Below are 17,718 nucleotides of genomic sequence, written 5' to 3'. Positions count from 1 at the left end.
TGTTTATGCAGTTGGTAGTTCAGGCAGTACGCACGGTCGAAAGTCCGTGTTCTTCTGAAGTAGCGGTTTTTGAACACCCCACGCCGGAGGGCCCGAAAGTCGGGATGTTCCCTCCACCTTCACGAAGGACAAAAATAATGGCTACTGGTACCGTCAAATGGTTTAACGCTGAAAAGGGCTTCGGCTTCATCTCCCCGGACGACTCCTCACAGGACGTTTTCGCGCACTACTCCGCGATCAACTCCAACGGCTTCCGCTCCCTCGAAGAGAACCAGAAGGTTTCCTTCGACACCGAGCAGGGCCCCAAGGGTCCCCAGGCTACCAACATCCAGGCTCTCTAATTTCCTAGAGTTCCGGGACCGTTAGGTTTCATAAAGCAGGGCTTGCCTTCGGGCAGGCCCTGCTTTTGCTTAACCCGGGTGTGCCATGTCAGCTTCCGGCGTCCAGCGTGGGGATCCCCAGTTCGGCGCAAACGCTGTGCGGCCCTGGAATGATGGCCACAGCGTTGTCCACTACGCAGGCCGTCAGTTCCGGCACGTAGTGGCCCGGGCCGAAGTTGTTGGGCATGGCCGTGGCAGGGTTCCCCTGCGCATCGGTGACCCCGCTCTCCAGGTCCTGCGGGGGACGGGCCCCGGGGCCCTCGAAGCCGGGCGGAATCAGGTCATCCGTGGCGCCGCCCGGGTTCATCAGCCCCTGGTCCCAATTGAAGGAGCAGAGCGCCACAGGATCCTCGATTTGCTTCTTGCCGGCCTGGGGATCTGTCCCTGGATTGGCCATGTCAAAGTCCTCGTCCATGGCTCCGGACGAGAGGTATGGCCCCACGGTGGCGCCGGAACCATTTCCCAACGGATACGTGCTGGTGAGGTCGGCGCGGTAGTAGCAGCGGATATCCCGTTTGTCCTCCACCGGTGCGAAGGCAACATAGGCCACGGCCGCCGTCGAACCCGCTAAGGCGATACCCGCGAAGGTCAGGGCTGCGGGGCGGCGCCACCACGGCGTACGACGGCGGGATGCAGCTTCGCGGACCAGCGCCGCGCGGACCGCCGGGCGGGTGTCCCCGGGAAACTCGATGTGTGAAAGGTTCATGACTGCCTCGACTCTTCATGGTTCTCCAGCGACTGACGCCCCAGAACGGTGGGGGCTGCGGCTTGGAGCTTGCTCTTTGCGCGGTTGACCCGCGACTTGATGGTGCCAACACGGACCTTAAGGGCTTCTGCCGCCTCCTGGTAGGAGCAGCCGTGAACGGCGCACAGCCAAAGCGCGTCCCGCTCTCCGTCGGTCAGGCTGGTGGCCGCCGCCAGCAGCTCCCGGACCTGCTGTTCGGCATCCAGCCGCTCCGCCGTCGCCGTCGAATGGTCCGGTTCCACAGGGGAGTGGGGCAGTTTTGCCAGGAATTGGTCGTATCGCCGGCGGGACCGGTTGCGCATCACGTTGGTAGCGACGCCCAGCAACCAGGGAAGCAGGGAATCCCGCTCCAGCACCAGGTTCCGGCGTTTCCCCCAGGCCTCCAGGAAAGTCACCGAGACCAAATCCTCCGCGTCCTGCCAAGAGCCGGTTCGGCTCAAGCAGTAACGGAAAACGGCATCGGCGTACCTGTCGAATAATTGCCCCAACGCCTCCGGATCGTCACTCGCACACCGGCTCCACAGCACCTCATCTGGTTCCCCCAACCGTTCCATACCTCATAGTGTCCGCAGGCCCGTGGAATGTTCCCGGCAGGAAAGGACCCCGCCGGGAGGATTGTGCAGCAAAGGTTATCTGACCTCTACTCGGGCACTCCGGCAGCATCAACGCCGGTGCCGCTCGGCCAGGAACGCCGTCAGGGCAGGGTTGTCGATTTCCCTGGCCAGCCAGGGGACGGCCTCCGCGGCGGTTTCGTCCCCGAGCAGGGCACGGTGGGACTGGCCCCGCACCACGAACTCCCGCATCCCGCTGCGGCTGGCCAACTCGCCCAGCCGGTCCACGAAGCCGGCGGCGCGGGGTGACCGGATGGCGATGGCGACTTCCGCGGCCGTGTCCAGCAGCCTTGCCGAATACCAGAGGTACCAGGGCTTTGGCTCCAGGCCACGGTCGATCCAGTGTTCAGCAGCTGCGAGGTCGCCGTGCTTTGCGAACAGCCGTGCTTCGGCCCCGGCCGCCAGGGCCATGTAACAGTGGTCGCCCGCCAGCTCCGCCATTACCCAGGCCCGGTCGATAAATGCGGCCGCTTGCTCCATCTCCCCGGCGGCAAGGTACGTTTCCCCGCGGACCCCCGCGACGAACGGCTCGAACGCCGTCCAGTGCTCCTCCGCGATCCAGGCCAGTGCCCGGTCCAGGACAGCCCCCGCAAGGTCCAGTTCGCCGCGGAGCAGGTGTACCCGGCCCAGGAGGGCCGCACTGAACGCCTGCTGCCGTCGGTTCCCCACCGCCCCGGCAAGTTTCCCGGACTCCGTAAGCGCCGCTGCGGCTGCCCCGTACCGCGCAGTGTCCGAGGCCAGCATGCCCTGGATGGCCAGGATCCGCGCCTGTTCGTCGGGAAAGCCGCCCGCCGCCTGCATCGCCTGGTCCAGCCACCCGGCGGCCCGGTCCGGCACGCCCCGCTGAACGGACAGGTAGCCCAGCTCGCGGTAGGCCGCAGCGGCGGTCCGGGAGGCGCCGTCGGGCCCCTCCGCCTGGAGTGCCCGGTGCAGGAGGTCCGCCACCTCGGCGCCCCGGCCGCCCGCCTGGTGGATCAGCGCCCCGGACAGCGTCACCAGCGACTCGGCCACGAGGTGGCTGTTGCCCGTATGCTGCGCCAGACTGACCGCAAGCCGCAGCTGCTCCAGCCCCCGGTCCACGGACCCGGCCCACAGCGACGCCCCGCCCGCATCCAGGTAGGACCGTACGGTTGCCGCAGTGGCCGGTGTGCCGGGATCGGGCTCGGGATCCGCGTCGAACAGCGCACGGCGGACCTCCGCCGGCAGCGGCAGTCCGAGCTCCTGCCGGTACAGGTTGCCGCAGTGGACGGCGTGCGCACGGGCCTTGCGGTACTCGCCCGCGGCAATGAGCGCCTTCACCAGGACGGCGTTGCAGTCCGCATGGAAGGGATCCCGCTCCAGGGCCAGGGTTGCCAGTTCCGCAGCCTCGCCCGCGGCGCCCGATGCCAGCGCCGCCAATGCAGCCTCGTACAGCAGCGACTGGACCACGTTGTCCAGGCGGTAGCGCTGGTCCGCCAGCCAGGAATCGAACACCGGGGAATCCGCGAAGGCCAGGCCCTCCAGCAACTGCCCGGTGAAGCGGCGCGGGTCCGTGCCCGGACCGGTGGCCGGGTCCATCGCGTCCAGTGCATCGCAGCGCCACGGCGGCAGCAGGTCCAGCCGCAGGGGATCGCCCGCCACGGTCACGCCGTCAAGGGCCCGCCGCAGCTCCGACAGGTTCCAGCGCAACGCCCCCAGCGGGTCCGCCGCATCCGGAAACAGCAGGGCAGCAGTGCGGGACCGGCCGGTGCCATCGGCCTGCAGCGCAAGGTAGGCCAGCAACGCCCAGGCCTTGCGGCCCCGGGGTTGCGGGGGAGTGGTGCCGGGGGACTCGATCGCGGGCGGACCGAGGAGCCGAATCCAGTTCTCGGCCATAGGGCTCATGGTACGCCGCGGGGTTGGCGGCGTCAGCGGCCGTCACACGGTTGCTCACACGCCTGCCGAACACACTGAAATCGCCCCATCCGCACACTCACCAGAAAGCACCAACCATGGAACTGCTCGGCCTCCTGCTTTTCGTTCTTTGGGTTCTCATCGCAACCATCTGCACCATCCTGGCTGACGGCCGTGGACACACCCCGGACATCCGCTCCGGATCGCCATGGTCGGCAGGAAACCTTCCCAGTGAGCCCTACGCATCACTGCGCATGTAGGCCACGCGCAGGCCATTAGGGTTCACCTCAATAGGGCCCACCTCCAGGACGTACGACGGCGGGACCCGCATAGTTGCCGGGCCCCGCTGTCCATGGTTCTTGCGCATGACCGGCTCGGAACCGCATGTCCGTTGCGGGTCAGCAGCGGTTATGCGGTTCCGGGCCGGTCATGCGGAAACTCTGGAGTCAGGGGACGTTTGGCTGGGACCGGGTACCTGTTACCCCCGCTAACTACGGCCTCTGACGTCAGGTTTCGCGGAAGTTATGCGAGGGCTTCACAAATATTCGTTACCTGACCGTCCGCAGGATTGAACGGCGTCACCTCCCCGCCCTTTGGAGTGAGGACGAAGTTGAAATTACCCACGACAAGGAAGATTCCGGGTTGGGCCGTACTTTGATTGTTGATCAGGATGTTTCTTCCAGTAACGTTTACGTCTAAGTTCCCATCGGTCCTGACAACCTCGCGGCGAGTGCCCGTTATAACGTAAGAAACAGTTTTATTGCCGTTTCGAAGGGTAATTTTCTGGGCGGGGGAAATGGTTATCGTGCGTCCGGTGCCGGTTGTGATTACTTTTGTCTTTCCTGTGACCGAGTATGGAACTTCGAAGCTGCAGAATCCGACAAGGGTGCCGCTGTCGATGACAGCCGGGGGGCCCTTAGGGGTAGCGGGTGCAGCGGCCGCAGGGGCAGCGCTGAAGCCTAGAGTCGACAACACTAAAACTGCGAGGGGAAAAAACCGTTTCATGCTTCAGACCAACTTCCTTTTGGGTGGCCTCCAGTCATACAGAGAAAGGCTGCGCCTGGATCGTCTATCTATACCTGGAGTGTGTGTTCCTTGAAGCTCCCCATAGGGAGCCGCGATGTGATGCAGGCCAAGGCATCACCACTACTTACTTAGAGTAAGCGGCAATCTAAGCAAATTCTTCGTTGAATTATGCCTAGATGCAGGATCATAGACCGTACGGAAGTGCACAGGAAGTAGATCGGCTACGGTGTTTCTACAATAGGGGTTTCTCCCAAAGGCCCTATAGCGCTTGAGGACCAGGTGCTTCGCCTATATCAATAGGCTGAACCTTCCCGGGTACCAATGCGCCGACCGGGTCTCAGCGTAGCCCCATGGCCTCGCGGACCTCATCGAGGATGTGGTGCATGGCGCGCTCAGCGGTAGCGGTATCGCCGCCCGCCACGGCAGCTGCCACATCCTCATGCGCCTGCAGGGCCTCGTTGCGGGGCTTGAACGGCATGAGCCCCTGCTGGGTGCGGCTGGTCAGGACCTCCGCCACCATGCCTTCGAGTGCCCGGAACATTTCGTTGCCGCAGCTGCGCAGCAGGAGCTGGTGGAATTCGATGTCCACCGCCAGGAAATTCTGCAGGTCGCCGGCCTCACCCAGCCGCCGGAGGTCGCCGGCAAGGGCCAGGAGTTGGGCGCGTTCGTCGGCACTGGCCCGCCGCGCTGCGCCGGCGGCGGCTATGGGCTCGACGGCGATGCGCAGCTCCGTCAGGCTGCTGTACTGGACCTCGCGGCGGTCCGAGGCGAGTCGCCACCGCACCAGCTTGGGATCGAAGACATTCCAGTGCTGCCGCTCCTGCACCACGATCCCCACCCGGCGCCGCGAGTACACCAGGTTCATGGACTCGAGCACCTTCATGGTGTCCCGGGCAACCGTCCGCGAAATCCTGTACTCCTGCTGCAGCCCTTCCAGGGTGAGCCGGCTGCCCGGCGGAAGCTTGGCGGACGCTATGGCTATGCCCACCGCCTCGAGGACGCGCTCATGCATTGCTACGGATGTCCCGCCGTCGTGCGCGTCATCCGTCTCTTCAACTGTCGCCGTTGACATTCCTGCCGCCTCTCTCCGCGCCGCAGCGCACCTCCAGAATAGCGGTGAAACGCGCAAAGGTATGACTTGTGACACTGAAAGATAGTATTTATAGCTCTGAAAGGTGATACCTTATGGCGTAGCCCACGCCAACTGGGCACCGCAGGGAGCTTCTTCGAAAGCCAACGACGTCTTCTCCGGAGGTACAAACATGCAGTATCCACCCACGCACCTCGTGGTGATGGGCGTTGCCGGGTCCGGCAAATCCACCCTCGCCGCAGCCCTTTCCCGCACGCTGGGATGGGCCTGCGCCGAGGCGGACGAGTTCCACCCGGCCGCCAACATCGCCAAGATGAGCCAGGGCATTCCCCTCCAGGACGACGACCGCTGGCCCTGGCTTGGCGAGATCCGGGACTGGATGACCGGCAAGTCCCGGGACGGCCTGAGCACCGTCCTCACCTGCTCGGCCCTGAAGCAGAGCTACCGCCGGCTCCTGTCCGAAGCCGGGGGCCGCGTGGTCTTCCTGCACCTCGACGGCGGAGCAGACCTGATCGGCCAGCGCATGCAGGGCCGCGAAGGCCACTTCATGCCGCCAACGTTGCTGCCCAGCCAGCTCGCCACCCTGGAGCCCCTGAGCCAGGAAGAGCTCGACGCCGGCAGCCTCCGCCTCGACATCTCGCGCTCACCGGAGGAACTGGTCGCCGCCGTCGTCCAAGCCCTTGGCCTAGACGCGGACCAGGCGCCCCGCGCTTCCTAAGCACCCCCGCAAAAAAATCCCCCACCAGAAGTACTGTTTCAAAGGAGAACCATGACCATCGAAGGATGGACCCAAACGCTGGGAGCAGGCCCCCTGCTGCTCATCGCCGCAGCAGCGATCCTCGTCCTGCTGTTCCTGATCATCAAGCTGCGCGTGCACGCCCTGATCGCCCTGATCCTCGTCAGCCTGGCCACGGCGTTTGCCACCGGCATCCCCGCCAACCAGGTGGTTCCCGTCCTGGTCAACGGCTTTGGCACCACTCTGGGAACGGTGGCGCTTCTCGTGGGTCTCGGCGCCATGCTGGGACGCATCGTCGAAACCAGCGGCGGCGCCAAGGTCCTGGCCGACTACCTGATCGGCATCTTCGGCGAAAAGCGCGCCCCCTTCGCGCTGGGCCTCGCCTCCCTGATCTTCGGCTTCCCCATCTTCTTCGACGCCGGCCTCGTGGTCATGCTGCCTGTGGTCTTCGCTGTGGCCCACCGCCTGGGCGGTGGCGTACTCCGCTACGGCCTGCCTGCCGCCGGTGCGTTCTCCGTGATGCACATCTTCCTGCCGCCGCACCCGGGCCCGGTTTCCGCTGCCGCGTTCTTCGAAGCCAACATCGGCCTGGTGACCATCGCCGGCCTGATCGTCGCCATCCCCACCTGGTACGTCACCACCTACCTCTACGGCCTGTACACCGGCAAGAAGCTGGTCCTGCCGGTGCCGGAAATCCTGGGCCACGCCTCCGCCGAAGCAGAGTCCCACCCGCCGCGCTTCCGCACCATTATCGGCCTGCTGCTCCTGCCGCTGGTCCTGATTTTCGTCAATACCGGCCTGAACACCCTGGCCTCCTCCGGCGTACTGGCCGAGGGCACCAAGGACCAGCAGTGGTTCCAGGTCCTGCGCACCCTCGGTGAAACCCCGGTGGCCCTTCTGATCGCCGTGCTCGTGGCCCTGTTCGTCCTCGGCGCCCGCCGCGGCAAGGACGCCGGTGCACTGGAGAAGCTGCTGGAGTCCTCGCTCGGGCCCGTCTGCTCCGTTATCCTGATCACCGGTGCCGGCGGCATGTTCGGCGGCGTGCTGCGCACCTCCGGCATCGGCAAGGCACTGGCCGACGTCCTGGGCGGCCTGGGCATCCCGCTCATCCTGGCCGGCTTCCTGATCTCCGCCATCCTCCGCATCGCGCAGGGTTCCGCCACCGTGGCACTCACCACCACGGCGGGCCTGATCGCTCCCGCCGTGGCCGCCGGCGGGCTGAACGGCATGCAGGTGGCCGCCATGGTCATTGCCGTGGCCGCCGGTTCAGTGGTGGTCTCGCACGTGAACGACTCCGGCTTCTGGCTGGTGGGCCGCTTCTTCGGCATGGACGTCAAAACCACGTTGAAGACCTGGACCGTGATGGAAACCCTGATCGGTGTCATGGGCTTCGCCATCGCCGCAGCCATCTTCCTGGTGGCCGGGCTGGCGGGTTAGCGTCCGTCCAACCACGTAGCGCCAACTCTCGTTCCGGAGGCTCGGAACGGCAGTTGGCGCGGCGTACTTTCGCGGCGGCGGGGCGGCTGGTGGGAACACCGGCCGCCCCGCCGTCGTTGTTCCCCCTATGTGCGCCTGTCCGATCCACAAAGGACAGGGCGCAGCCGCTCCGAGCAAAGGACACCCCTTGACCCAACGCACCATTGTGATTACCGGCGCCAGCGACGGCATCGGCGCAGCAGCCGCCCGGACCCTGGCGAAGGGAGGCGACCGGGTGGTGGTCGTGGGGCGTTCCGCCGAGAAGACCCGTGCGCTGGCCAAGGAGATCAACGCCGACTACTTTGTTGCCGACTTCGCCGACCTCGCACAGGTCCGCACCCTCGCGGCGCAGCTGAAGTCCGACTACCCGCGCATCGACGTCCTGGCCAACAACGCCGGCGGCATCATGGGCAAGCGCACCCTGACCGTGGACGGCAACGAAGCCACGTTCCAGATCAACCACCTGGCACCGTTCCTGCTCACCACACTGCTGCTGGACACCCTGGCGGCCAGCAACGCCAAGGTCATCAATACCTCCAGCGCCGCCAACGGCTTCGGCAAGCTGGACCTCTTCGACCTCACCTCCGAGCACAGCTACTCCGTCAACCGCGCTTACGGCACCGGCAAGCTCGCCAACATCCTCTTCACGTCCGAGCTGCACCGCCGCTTCCACGAGCGCGGAATTACGACGGCGGCGTTCCACCCCGGTGTGGTCCGCACCAACTTCGCGGCGGAGTCAGCGAGTCCGATGCGGCACGCGTACAAGACCATCCTGAACCGGTTCATGCTCACCCCGGACCAGGGCGCCGACACCATGCTGTGGCTCATCAACGGCACCGCCGGCACCGACTGGATCTCCGGCGCCTACTACGCCAAGCGTGCGCTGGCCAAGGCCAACAAGCAGGCCTACGACGCCGTCCTGACCCGCGAACTGTGGGACAAGAGCGAAGAGCTGGTCAAGCCCGCCTAAACACCGTTTCGGTGGCGCTCAACCCTGCCGCGCCAGCGCCTCGCCGATCACCTTGACACCTTGGGGATACGCCGCCGGGTTCGGGCCGGAGTAGTTGAGCCGGACGAACGGGCCGGCGGGCTCCGCCGGGAACCAATCCGTTCCGGCGGCGATGATGACGCCGTTGTCCTCGCAGTCGCGCATGAGCCGGGGCAGGTCCGTGCCGTCGGGCATCCGCAGCCAGAGGTTCAGCCCGCCCTTGGGCAGCAGCTCGATGTGGGCGTCCGGCACGTGCTCGCGGATGCTGGTCACCAGCAGGTCCCGGCGGGACTGCAGCTGCTGGCGCAGGTTCCGCAGGTGGGTCTGCCAGCCCGGCTGCGTTACCACATCCAGCGCAGCGGCCTGCAGCAGCCCGCTGACGTACATCGACTCCGCCGCCCGGTGCGCCAGGATCCGCTCCCGGGCCGGACCCCGCGCAACAACCGCGGCAATCCGCACCGACGTGGACACGCTCTTGGTCAGCGACCGGACGTAGATGACATGCCCGGAATCGTCCTGCGTCGCCAGCGGCACCGGTGTTGAGGTGATGCCGAAGTCATGGGCCCAGTCATCCTCGATGACGAACGCCCCGTGTGCGCGCACCACCTCCAGGACTTCGCCGCCCCGCGCGGGTGCCCACTGTGCACCGCTGGGGTTAGCGTAATTGGGCTGCGCGTAGAACGCCCGCGCCCCGGTCTCCTCGAATGCCCTGGCCAGTCCCACCGGGTCCGGCCCGTCCGGTCCGCTGGGTACCGGCACTACCCGCACGCCCGTCTGGGCGGCAGCCAGGATGGCACCCCAATACGTGGGCGACTCCATCAGCAGCGGCTGCCCGGCCCCCACCAGCGCCCGGAAGATCGAGCTCAGACCGCTCTGGCTTCCCGGCAGCACGATCACGTCGCTCGGCATTGGGGGAGTGATGCCCACCGGCGTCGCCGCCCCGAGCTCCTGGGCAAACCACTGCTGGAGCTCCGGCATCCCGGCGGCCGGCGGGCGGGACAACGCGGCGTCACCGCGTGCTGCCCGGGCCAGCGCAGCACGCACCAGGCGTTCCGGCAGCAGTTCACGGTCCGGGTAGCCCGAGTGGAACCAGATGGCGTCGTTGGGCGCCGTGCGCATGGTGGACGACGACGGCAGCGCGGCCGACGGCGAGCCCAGCGCCGCGGTCTGCCAGCCGTAGTCCGCGGGACGCGCCGTCCGGACTGCCCGCACGAAGGTTCCCACGCCGGGACGGCTTTCGATCAGCCCCTGCGCCGTCAACGCCTGCAACGCCTTCTGCACCGTCACCGGGCTGGCCTGGTAGTCCGCCACCAGCGAGCGCGTGGACGGCAGTTTCGCGCCGGGCGCGGCGGCGGTGATCCACGTTCTGAGTGCCAAGACGATGCGCGAACTGCTATCGTTGCTCATGAGAGAACATAGTAGCGCTACTGTCCTGCCGGAGCCAGTGATACTGCCAGTCCGGCACAACGGGACCGCCCCGGCCGGGACGTCCAACGGCATCTGGTGGGGACTCCTTGGGGTCGCGGCCTTCTCCTTCACGGTGCCGTTGACCCGGATGGCGGTGGCGGGGCTGTCCCCGCTGTTCATCGGATCCGGCCGTGCAGTCGTCGCCGGAGTCCTCGCAGCCGCAGCCCTGGCACTCACGCGGCAGAGGCTTCCGCAGCCACGCACCTGGGCGAGGCTGGCGCTGGTGGCCGGGGGCGTCGTCGTCGGCTTCCCTTTGCTGACGTCCTACGCGCTCACCGCCGTTCCGGCCGGGCACGGTGCCGTGGTGATCGCCCTCCTCCCCGCCGTCACAGCTACGGCCGCCATCCTGCGGACCCGGGAGCGTCCCCGCGCAGCCTTCTGGGCAGTTATGGCGCTCGGGTCGCTGGCCGCCCTCGCCTTCGCGTTCCTGCAATCGGGCGGGATCGGCCACCTGCACTGGGCAGACCTCCTGCTGCTCGGCGCCGTGGTGTGCGCCGCCGTCGGGTACGCCGAGGGTGGCCTGCTGGCCCGCGAACTGGGCTCCTGGCAGACCATCGCCTGGGCGCTGGTCCTCGCATTCCCGCCCATGCTGGCACTGGCCGTGTTCGACCTCGCCCGCCAGCCGCCGTCGGCCACGCCCGCCCAGTGGGCAGCCTTCGCCTACCTCGCCGTGGTCAGTATGTTCCTCGGCTTCTTCGCCTGGTACCGCGGCCTGGCCATCGGCCCCATGGCGCAGGTCAGCCAAATCCAGCTCCTGCAGCCCGTACTGAGCATCTGCTGGGCGGCGCTCCTGCTGGGCGAAGCCGTCACCTGGACCACTGCCATCGGCGGCCTGGCCGTCATCCTCTGCGCCGGCGCCGCCGTCCGCGTCCGGCTCAAGCCCAAAGCCTGACCTGCCTCCTACAACCCGAAAGGACATCCCCATGTACATTCCCGCCCACTTCGCCGCCGGCCCCGACGCCGTCCGGCACCTGCTCGCCACCCCCGGAGCGGCCAACCTCATCACCATGACCGACGGCGGGCTGCTGGCTACGCTGCTGCCCTTTGTCTACGAGCCGGACGTGGGGGAGCACGGTGCCCTGCACGCGCACGTCGCCCGGAACAACCCGCAGGCCTCCGCGGCTGTTGCCGGTGAGGCGCTGGCGATCATCCAGGGCCCCGACGCCTACATTTCGCCGTCCTGGTACGCGTCCAAAGCCGAGCACGGGCGGGTGGTGCCCACCTGGAACTACAGCACCGCGCACGTGTACGGCCAGCTGGTTATCCATGACGACGCCGGCTGGCTGGCACGGCACGTCCGCCGCCTGACGGACCGGCACGAGGGGGAACGTGAGCATCCGTGGAGCGTCGGGGACGCCCCTGAAAAGTTCATCGCCGGGCAGCTGCGCGCCATCGTGGGCATCGAGCTGCTGATCACCCGGATCGAGGCGAAGGAGAAACTGAGCCAGAACCGGTCCGCCGCCGACGCCGCCGGTGTGGTGGCCGGGCTGCGGTCCAGCGGGCAGGAAGCCAGCGCGGCCGCCGTCGAACGCGTCCTGGCCCAGCGAACTCCGGAAAGCTAGGCGGCCCGCTCCAGCAGGACCATCACTTCGTAGTGCGTGGTCTGCGGGAACATGTCCAGGACCCGGGCCCGCCGTGCCGTGAACGAGGGGAGGGCGGCCAGGTCACGGGCCAGGGACTGGGCATTGCAGCTGGAGTAGACCACGTGCCGGACGTCGGAGGATTCCAGCCAGCCGCACAGCTCCTTGCCGATGCCCCGGCGCGGAGGGTTTACGATGACCAGCTCCGGCGCTTGCGGGGCGGCAAGAGCGAAGGCGGTGGCGTCCCCGGCCTCGAACTCCATGCCCTGCAGCCCTGCTTCGTCGCTGCTGAGCCGGGCCGAGACGATGGCCTCGCTGCTGGTTTCGATGCCGGTCACCGTGCGGGACGGATCGGCCACGTGCAGGGCGAACCCGCCCACGCCGCAGTACAGGTCCCACACTGACGCCGGCGCCAGGTCGCTGACCCATTCGCGCCCCTGCCGGTACAGCGCCGCGGCCATCGCGCTGTTGGTCTGGAAGAAGCTCTGCGGGCGCAGGTGCAGGTTGATGTCGTTCACCCGCATGTTCAGCGTGGACTGCTCCGTCAGCAGAATCTCCCGGTCGCCCTCCAGCACCGCCTTGTGCTCGGGGTGCAGGTTGATGGACACCACCTTCACCTGCGGCAGGGCGTCCAGCAGCTCCGGAAGGTGCTTCCGGATGCGCGGCACCAGCTGCTCCGAACGGAGGACCAGGCGCAGCATGATCTCGCCGTCCGGGGACTCGGTGACGATCAGGTGCTTGAGTTCGCCGCTCCGGCTGGGCACGTCATAGGGCGTCAGGCGGTTGCTGCGGATGAAGGCGGCCACCACGGGAAAGACTGCGCGGAGCCCAGGGGAGCAGACGCCGCATTTGCGCAGGTCGATCCCGTGGCCGTCGGCGTCCAGGATGCCGATGGTGGGGTTCTGGGCCGTCCCGCTGACCACCATTTTGGCCTTGTTGCGGAACGCTGATTCCTGGCTGGCCACGGGCTCCAGCCACTCCAGCGAGGCGTGGCCGGAGAGGAGCGTCTGGCAGTGGGCCTGCTTGCCGGCCAGCTGCTCGCCGTAGGGCGTGCCCATGAGGGTGCAGGAGCGGCAGCGGACGGCATCAAAGTAGGAACAGCGCATGGCCCTCCAATTTTACCTGCTGCCTTTGGGGGCGCCCGACGCCGGCACCTGGGGGAGTGCCGCCGTCGATTGTTCCGTGGGTGGGCGCCGCCGGTTCCCTGGGTCGGTGGAGCCGCCACCGTCGCGGGGCACATTGGGGCCGCTCCCGGGCGCTCAGCCTCTGCAGCCCGGCGTGTCCGTGTCAATGTGCCCCGCGGCGGCGCGCGCTGACTGCCGGCCAAGGCCCAGCATGTAACAGCGTGCAATATAAGCAAGCCCCCATGCCTTTAATGACCGTAAATTCGGCAACCGTGCTACTTTCGGCTCTGTCGGCGTTCACTTCTTCGATCCCCGGGTTCTGCGAAGCGCATCTGCGAAGCACGTGAGCCCGCGGAGCACCCAACACTGCCGCCACCACCCGCACCGATCACCCGCACTGGAGAAACCCGTGGAACCCTCATTGCCTACGCTCGACACCAGGCCGGACCCGGCGCAGCCGGTCAGCTCCGGACTCCGCCGCTCCATGGGGCCGCGGCACCTGGTGATGATCGCGATGGGCGGCGTCATCGGCTCGGGCCTGTTCCTCAGCTCCGGCTACACCATCTCCCAGGCAGGCCCGCTGGGCGCGGTGATCGCCTACCTCATCGGGGCGTTCGTGGTGTACCTGGTGATGGCCTGCCTGGGCGAACTGGCCATCGCCTATCCCGTGTCCGGGGCGTTCCACATCTACGCGGCCCGCTCCATCGGACCCGCCACCGGTTTTGCCACCGCCTGGCTCTATTGGCTCTGCTGGGCCGTGGCCATCGGCTCCGAGTTCACAGCGTCCGGCCTGCTCATGCAGCGGTGGTTCCCGGATGTGGCCGTGTGGGTCTGGTGCCTGGTCTTCGCGGCCATCCTCTTCGGCTTCAATGCTGTGTCCGCCCGGTTCTTCGGCGAGTCCGAGTTCTGGTTCGCCATCATCAAGGTGGCCGCCATCATCGGCCTCATCGTCCTGGGCGGTGCGGCCCTGTTCGGCTTCCAACCGCTCGGCGGCGGCGGGGACGGGCACCCGTTCCTGTTCGAAAACTTCGCCACCGAGTCCGGCCTGTTCCCCAACGGCTTCACCGGCGTCCTGGTCACCGTGCTCGCCGTCTTCTACGCCTTCTCGGGCTCCGAACTGATCGGCGTTGCCGCCGGCGAAACCAGGGACCCGGCCACGGCCATCCCCAAGGCCATGCGCACCACCGTCATCCGCCTGCTCATCTTCTTCGTCGGCGCCATCGCCGTCATCGCCGCCACCATCCCGTACACGGAGGTGGGGCTGGACGAGAGCCCGTTCGTGACCGTCTTCTCCGCCATCGGCATCCCGTTCGCGGCCGACATCATGAACTTCGTCATCATCACCGCACTCCTGTCCGCCGGCAACAGCGGCCTGTTCTCGTGCGCCCGCATGCTCTACTCGCTCGCCGACGAAGGCCATGCACCGCGCGCCCTCAAGAAGCTGACCCGCCGCGGCATCCCCCTGGCCGCACTCTCCCTGAGCATGGTGGGCGGCCTGGCATCCCTGATCAGCAGTGTGGTGGCACCCGAGACGGTCTACCTGGTCCTCGTGTCAGTGGCCGGCTTCGCGGTGGTGGGCGTCTGGATGTCCATCACGGCCTCGCACTTCTTCCACCGCCGAGCTTTTATCCGTGGCGGCGGCGATACCTCCACCCTCGCCTACAAGGCGCCGCTGTTCCCGCTGGTCCCCATCCTGGCGTTCACCCTGTGCGTCGTTTCGCTGATCGGCATCGCGCTGGATCCTGCCCAGGCGCCCGCCCTCTACTTCGGTGTGCCGTTCGTTGCCGCCTGCTACCTCTACTTCCACCTTCGGCACGGCCGCAAGAGCGTTCAGACACGGCGCTAAGCCGGGAACGGACGACGACGGCCGTGCGGCAGGCGCGCCCGGCACCTTCGCCGGCGCGCGCCGTCGTCGTCCCCGGCCTGGGTGCCGAGGCCGCCTGCGGTGACCACGGGGTGGCGATGACAGGCGTCGCACCTCTAAGGCCGTGGAAGAATGGGGCGCGTGACCGGCGGGAGGGGCAGGGAAAGCGTGGATTCATCCGCTGAGGCGTCGTCAATGGCCCAGGGGCTCCGGATTGTCCGGCTGGTGGTGGACCGGGAGAAATCCGGGCGCCCACTCCTGGGTGTATCCCAGCTCGCCGCGGCGTTGTCGATGGACCAGAGCAGGGTTTCGCGGCTTGCCCAGGAACTCTGCGACCTTGGACTGCTCGAACGCCCGGAGCGCGGTCCGTTCCGGGCCGGGCCGGAATACTTCAGCCTGGCCGCGGCCCTCAATACCGGCTGGGTGCTCGCCGCCCGGACCGAACTCGAATCCCTGGTTTCCGTGCTGGGCCTGCGCGCCAGGCTCTCCGTCCGCGACGGCTACCGGGCCATCCTGCTTCGGAACTCCAGCAACGACTCCGTGCCCGGCAGCTTCGTCCAACCCGGCATGGTCAGCCCGGTGTGGTGCACGGGTGCCGGCCGGGCCCTGCTGTGGGACCTGGCCCGGCCGGCCCTGGAGGGGCTGCTGCAGGACGTGAACTTCATTGGCATCGGCGGCCCGGGCGCGGCGCACACCGTCGACGGCGTCTGGGAGCTCATGGCCCGGGACCGCCAGGCCGGAGTGGTTGCCGCCGTCGAGGAATTCGAACACGACGTTGTTGAGCTGGCCGTGCCCGTGCGGGACGGGTCAGGAGAAGTGCGGGCCTCGCTAAGCGTGCTCGGCGGTCCCGGCCTGGCGGAGCGCCGTGACGCGGCGGCCGCCCTGGCTGCCGCCGCCAAAAGGCTTAGCGCTGGGGTCGTGCCCCGCTAGTCCTGCGGCCGGTACCCCAAGCCCGCTTCGAGCCACCGCTCCTGCTGGAGCAGCGCCGCGGCGCAGGCCTCCCGGCGGGGTTCCAGCCGGTCCCTGATCCCCACGATCTGCAGGGCTGCCACCACCTCTCCCTTGAAATCGCGGACCGGGACTGCCAGGGAGTACAGCCCCGGTTCGGCCTCCTGGTCCACTATCGAATAGCCACGCCGGCGGGCCGCTTCCAGCCTGGCCAGGAAGTCTTCCACGCTGTCCGGCGTGTTGGGGCCGTGCCGGACAAAGTCGACGTCCGCGAAGACGGTGCGGACCTCCGCGTCGGAGGCCTCCCAGAGCACTGCCTGCCCGGCGTCGCTGCAGTAGGCGGGGTAGGGCCGGCCAAGCCAGGAGCCCACCAGGTTGCTGCTCGCGGGAACGCTTTCGCCGATGGTCACGGTGCTGTTCCCGTGCAGGATGCCCAGGAAGCAGGCTTCATCAGTTTCGCCGGCGAGCGTGTCCAGGGCAGTGGCGCCGTCAGATTCCAGCCGGCGTGCCGTCAGTTGCTGGGCGTCGGTGAAGACTTCCCAGTCCAGCGCGTACGTGCGGTGGACGATGCGGGCCAGGAAGCCCTCTTGCTCCGCGCTGCGCAGGTACCGTGAGACCTGGCTGCGGTCCTTGCCCAGGCCGGTGGCGATCTCCGCCACCGTTCCACCCGGATGCTCAGCCGCGTGGCGGGATCCCACAGCCAGCAGGGCCATGATTCCGCGGCCCATGCTGGATGATTTCGACATGGCTCCGAGTGTAGTTGGGGTGTGGTCCCGGCCGGTTCACGCACCCGTAATACCCGGCATGCGCATATATGAATGCGTATAGTGACCATCATGCCTGTAATCCCCACGCTGTCCGCCCTGCTCGACGCCGGGGAATCCCTGACCACCGACGGTGCACTGGCCACGGAACTCGAGGTGCGCGGCTGCAACCTGGACGATCCGCTGTGGTCGGCCAAGGTCCTGCTGGAACAGCCGGGCCTGATCCGGGACGTGCACCGGGACTACTTCGCGGCAGGTGCCAGGATCGCCACCACCGCCAGCTACCAGGCCACACCGCAGGGATTCGCGGGCCGCGGAATGACGGAGCAGGAGGCGCTGGACCTCGTGGCCCTGTCCGTGCGGCTGGCTGACGAGGCGCGGCGTGACCATCTGGCCAACCATCCCGAGGCCGGGCCGCTGTTCATCGCGGGTTCCGTGGGGCCTTACGGCGCCTACCTTGCCGACGGCTCGGAGTACCGCGGCGACTACGCCCTGACACCCGCCGAGTTCCGGAACTTCCACCGTCCCCGCCTCGAAGCCCTGGCCCAGGCCGGTGCGGACCTCCTGGCCTGTGAAACGCTGCCCTCCTTTGCCGAAGCACAGGCCCTTGCGGAACTGACCCGGGACCTCGGCGTCGAATCCTGGTTCTCCTTCTCCCTCCGCGACGCCGGGCACATCAGTGACGGCACGCCCCTGGCCGCCGTCGCGGAACTGCTGGACGCGGAGTCCCACGTGGCCGCCGTCGGGGTTAACTGTGTGCCGCTGGCGCTGGTTGCCCCCGCGCTCACGGCCCTGCGCTGTGGCACCAACAAGCCGCTGGCGGCCTACCCGAATTCCGGGGAAACCTACGATGCGGGCACCAAAACCTGGGACGCAGCACCCACAGCCACCACAGCCCCTGCAGCGCTGGTCGACGGCGTGCCTGCCTGGCAGGCCCTCGGCGCCCGGATCATCGGCGGCTGCTGCAGGACCACGCCGGCCGACATCTCCGCCGTCGCGGGGCACATCCACCGCTAAACAGGCGGCCAGAGCGCCATGACGCGGCGT

The 17,718-nt window shown here is 67.6% G+C and carries 18 protein-coding genes; 10 read left to right on the top strand and 8 right to left on the bottom strand.

Features of this window, described 5'->3' with window-relative positions; all coding sequences use genetic code 11:
* Positions 1 to 137 precede the first annotated feature (137 nt).
* Entirely contained in the window at positions 138 to 341 is a 204-nt protein-coding gene (locus AC1DBN_RS16310) for a cold-shock protein (RefSeq protein ID WP_009372930.1), read from the top strand.
* 88 nt (positions 342 to 429) lie between these two features.
* Here the strand turns inward: AC1DBN_RS16310 and AC1DBN_RS16305 are convergent, their stop codons facing one another.
* From AC1DBN_RS16305 to AC1DBN_RS16295, 3 genes are all read right to left on the bottom strand, one after another.
* Positions 430 to 1,086 carry a hypothetical protein gene (locus tag AC1DBN_RS16305; RefSeq protein ID WP_314216393.1) on the bottom strand — a complete coding sequence of 219 codons (657 nt, stop codon included), beginning with the start codon at positions 1,084 to 1,086 and terminating at the stop codon, positions 430 to 432.
* Positions 1,083 to 1,679 carry an RNA polymerase sigma factor gene (locus AC1DBN_RS16300; protein ID WP_477723652.1) on the bottom strand — a complete coding sequence of 199 codons (597 nt, stop codon included), beginning with the start codon at positions 1,677 to 1,679 and terminating at the stop codon, positions 1,083 to 1,085. The genes AC1DBN_RS16305 and AC1DBN_RS16300 overlap by 4 nt, the downstream gene beginning before the upstream one ends.
* A 108-nt stretch (positions 1,680 to 1,787) precedes the next feature.
* Complete coding sequence (locus tag AC1DBN_RS16295; RefSeq protein WP_477723651.1) at positions 1,788 to 3,590, bottom strand: AfsR/SARP family transcriptional regulator; 1,803 nt, start codon at positions 3,588 to 3,590, stop codon at positions 1,788 to 1,790.
* Between the two features lie 116 nt (positions 3,591 to 3,706).
* Here AC1DBN_RS16295 and AC1DBN_RS16290 point away from each other — a divergent pair, with 116 nt between their 5' ends.
* On the top strand, positions 3,707 to 3,868 hold the full coding sequence (locus tag AC1DBN_RS16290) for a hypothetical protein (RefSeq protein WP_172829926.1): 162 nt from the start codon (positions 3,707 to 3,709) through the stop codon (positions 3,866 to 3,868).
* A gap of 262 nt (positions 3,869 to 4,130) precedes the next feature.
* Here the strand turns inward: AC1DBN_RS16290 and AC1DBN_RS16285 are convergent, their stop codons facing one another.
* On the bottom strand, positions 4,131 to 4,613 hold the full coding sequence (locus tag AC1DBN_RS16285) for a hypothetical protein (protein ID WP_477723650.1): 483 nt from the start codon (positions 4,611 to 4,613) through the stop codon (positions 4,131 to 4,133).
* Positions 4,614 to 4,971: 358 nt separating this feature from the next.
* A complete protein-coding gene (locus tag AC1DBN_RS16280) occupies positions 4,972 to 5,706 on the bottom strand; it encodes a FadR/GntR family transcriptional regulator (protein WP_082497439.1) in 735 nt (244 codons plus the stop codon).
* Between the two features lie 190 nt (positions 5,707 to 5,896).
* On the opposite strand from AC1DBN_RS16280, the gene AC1DBN_RS16275 reads away from it, so the two are divergent.
* The 3 genes from AC1DBN_RS16275 to AC1DBN_RS16265 all read left to right on the top strand — a co-directional run bounded on the left by AC1DBN_RS16275 (position 5,897) and on the right by AC1DBN_RS16265 (position 8,906).
* Positions 5,897 to 6,442 carry a gluconokinase gene (locus AC1DBN_RS16275; RefSeq protein WP_477723649.1) on the top strand — a complete coding sequence of 182 codons (546 nt, stop codon included), beginning with the start codon at positions 5,897 to 5,899 and terminating at the stop codon, positions 6,440 to 6,442.
* Between the two features lie 51 nt (positions 6,443 to 6,493).
* On the top strand, positions 6,494 to 7,897 hold the full coding sequence (locus AC1DBN_RS16270; RefSeq protein WP_261620081.1) for a GntP family permease: 1,404 nt from the start codon (positions 6,494 to 6,496) through the stop codon (positions 7,895 to 7,897).
* Between the two features lie 187 nt (positions 7,898 to 8,084).
* The gene (locus AC1DBN_RS16265; protein WP_477723648.1) at positions 8,085 to 8,906 is read left to right on the top strand and encodes an SDR family NAD(P)-dependent oxidoreductase; all 822 of its coding nucleotides are present in this window, start codon (positions 8,085 to 8,087) and stop codon (positions 8,904 to 8,906) included.
* An 18-nt stretch (positions 8,907 to 8,924) separates the two neighbouring features.
* Here AC1DBN_RS16265 and AC1DBN_RS16260 read toward each other — a convergent pair whose 3' ends face one another.
* Complete coding sequence (locus AC1DBN_RS16260) at positions 8,925 to 10,331, bottom strand: aminotransferase-like domain-containing protein (RefSeq protein ID WP_477723647.1); 1,407 nt, start codon at positions 10,329 to 10,331, stop codon at positions 8,925 to 8,927.
* Here AC1DBN_RS16260 and AC1DBN_RS16255 point away from each other — a divergent pair.
* Positions 10,330 to 11,283 carry a DMT family transporter gene (locus AC1DBN_RS16255; RefSeq protein ID WP_477723646.1) on the top strand — a complete coding sequence of 318 codons (954 nt, stop codon included), beginning with the start codon at positions 10,330 to 10,332 and terminating at the stop codon, positions 11,281 to 11,283. The genes AC1DBN_RS16260 and AC1DBN_RS16255 overlap by 2 nt on opposite strands.
* 31 nt (positions 11,284 to 11,314) lie before the next feature.
* A complete protein-coding gene (locus AC1DBN_RS16250; protein WP_477723645.1) occupies positions 11,315 to 11,953 on the top strand; it encodes an FMN-binding negative transcriptional regulator in 639 nt (212 codons plus the stop codon).
* Here AC1DBN_RS16250 and rlmC read toward each other — a convergent pair.
* Complete coding sequence (gene rlmC / locus AC1DBN_RS16245) at positions 11,950 to 13,077, bottom strand: 23S rRNA (uracil(747)-C(5))-methyltransferase RlmC (RefSeq protein WP_477723644.1); 1,128 nt, start codon at positions 13,075 to 13,077, stop codon at positions 11,950 to 11,952. The two genes, AC1DBN_RS16250 and rlmC, sit on opposite strands and share 4 nt — an antisense overlap.
* Positions 13,078 to 13,504: 427 nt before the next feature.
* Here rlmC and AC1DBN_RS16240 point away from each other — a divergent pair, with 427 nt between their 5' ends.
* Complete coding sequence (locus AC1DBN_RS16240) at positions 13,505 to 14,941, top strand: amino acid permease (RefSeq protein WP_314216405.1); 1,437 nt, start codon at positions 13,505 to 13,507, stop codon at positions 14,939 to 14,941.
* Between the two features lie 186 nt (positions 14,942 to 15,127).
* On the top strand, positions 15,128 to 15,889 hold the full coding sequence (locus tag AC1DBN_RS16235; RefSeq protein ID WP_477723715.1) for an IclR family transcriptional regulator: 762 nt from the start codon (positions 15,128 to 15,130) through the stop codon (positions 15,887 to 15,889).
* Here the strand turns inward: AC1DBN_RS16235 and AC1DBN_RS16230 are convergent.
* Positions 15,886 to 16,653 carry an IclR family transcriptional regulator gene (locus AC1DBN_RS16230; RefSeq protein ID WP_477723643.1) on the bottom strand — a complete coding sequence of 256 codons (768 nt, stop codon included), beginning with the start codon at positions 16,651 to 16,653 and terminating at the stop codon, positions 15,886 to 15,888. The two genes, AC1DBN_RS16235 and AC1DBN_RS16230, sit on opposite strands and share 4 nt — an antisense overlap.
* 90 nt (positions 16,654 to 16,743) lie before the next feature.
* Between AC1DBN_RS16230 and mmuM the strand changes: the two genes are divergently transcribed.
* Positions 16,744 to 17,688, top strand: a complete 945-nt coding sequence (gene mmuM, locus AC1DBN_RS16225; RefSeq protein ID WP_477723642.1) for a homocysteine S-methyltransferase — start codon at positions 16,744 to 16,746, stop codon at positions 17,686 to 17,688.
* The last annotated feature ends 30 nt before the right edge of the window (positions 17,689 to 17,718 follow it).

Source organism: Pseudarthrobacter sp. 10T415, assembly GCF_056394175.1.
The sequence above is the reverse complement of the archived record's forward strand: the minus strand, read 5'-3'. Positions and strand labels throughout refer to the sequence as shown.

Bases quoted from the DNA above. Each gene is read 5' to 3' on its own strand.
- AC1DBN_RS16230 (WP_477723643.1), bottom strand. From the start codon at position 16,653: ATGTCGAAATCATCCAGCATGGGCCGCGGAATCATGGCCCTGCTGGCT.
- AC1DBN_RS16260 (WP_477723647.1), bottom strand. From the start codon at position 10,331: ATGAGCAACGATAGCAGTTCGCGCATCGTCTTGGCACTCAGAACGTGG.
- AC1DBN_RS16290 (WP_172829926.1), top strand. From the start codon at position 3,707: ATGGAACTGCTCGGCCTCCTGCTTTTCGTTCTTTGGGTTCTCATCGCA.
- AC1DBN_RS16280 (WP_082497439.1), bottom strand. From the start codon at position 5,706: ATGTCAACGGCGACAGTTGAAGAGACGGATGACGCGCACGACGGCGGG.
- AC1DBN_RS16275 (WP_477723649.1), top strand. From the start codon at position 5,897: ATGCAGTATCCACCCACGCACCTCGTGGTGATGGGCGTTGCCGGGTCC.
- rlmC (WP_477723644.1), bottom strand. From the start codon at position 13,077: ATGCGCTGTTCCTACTTTGATGCCGTCCGCTGCCGCTCCTGCACCCTC.
- AC1DBN_RS16255 (WP_477723646.1), top strand. From the start codon at position 10,330: ATGAGAGAACATAGTAGCGCTACTGTCCTGCCGGAGCCAGTGATACTG.
- AC1DBN_RS16285 (WP_477723650.1), bottom strand. From the start codon at position 4,613: ATGAAACGGTTTTTTCCCCTCGCAGTTTTAGTGTTGTCGACTCTAGGC.
- AC1DBN_RS16300 (WP_477723652.1), bottom strand. From the start codon at position 1,679: ATGGAACGGTTGGGGGAACCAGATGAGGTGCTGTGGAGCCGGTGTGCG.
- AC1DBN_RS16310 (WP_009372930.1), top strand. From the start codon at position 138: ATGGCTACTGGTACCGTCAAATGGTTTAACGCTGAAAAGGGCTTCGGC.
- AC1DBN_RS16305 (WP_314216393.1), bottom strand. From the start codon at position 1,086: ATGAACCTTTCACACATCGAGTTTCCCGGGGACACCCGCCCGGCGGTC.
- mmuM (WP_477723642.1), top strand. From the start codon at position 16,744: ATGCCTGTAATCCCCACGCTGTCCGCCCTGCTCGACGCCGGGGAATCC.
- AC1DBN_RS16250 (WP_477723645.1), top strand. From the start codon at position 11,315: ATGTACATTCCCGCCCACTTCGCCGCCGGCCCCGACGCCGTCCGGCAC.
- AC1DBN_RS16270 (WP_261620081.1), top strand. From the start codon at position 6,494: ATGACCATCGAAGGATGGACCCAAACGCTGGGAGCAGGCCCCCTGCTG.
- AC1DBN_RS16295 (WP_477723651.1), bottom strand. From the start codon at position 3,590: ATGGCCGAGAACTGGATTCGGCTCCTCGGTCCGCCCGCGATCGAGTCC.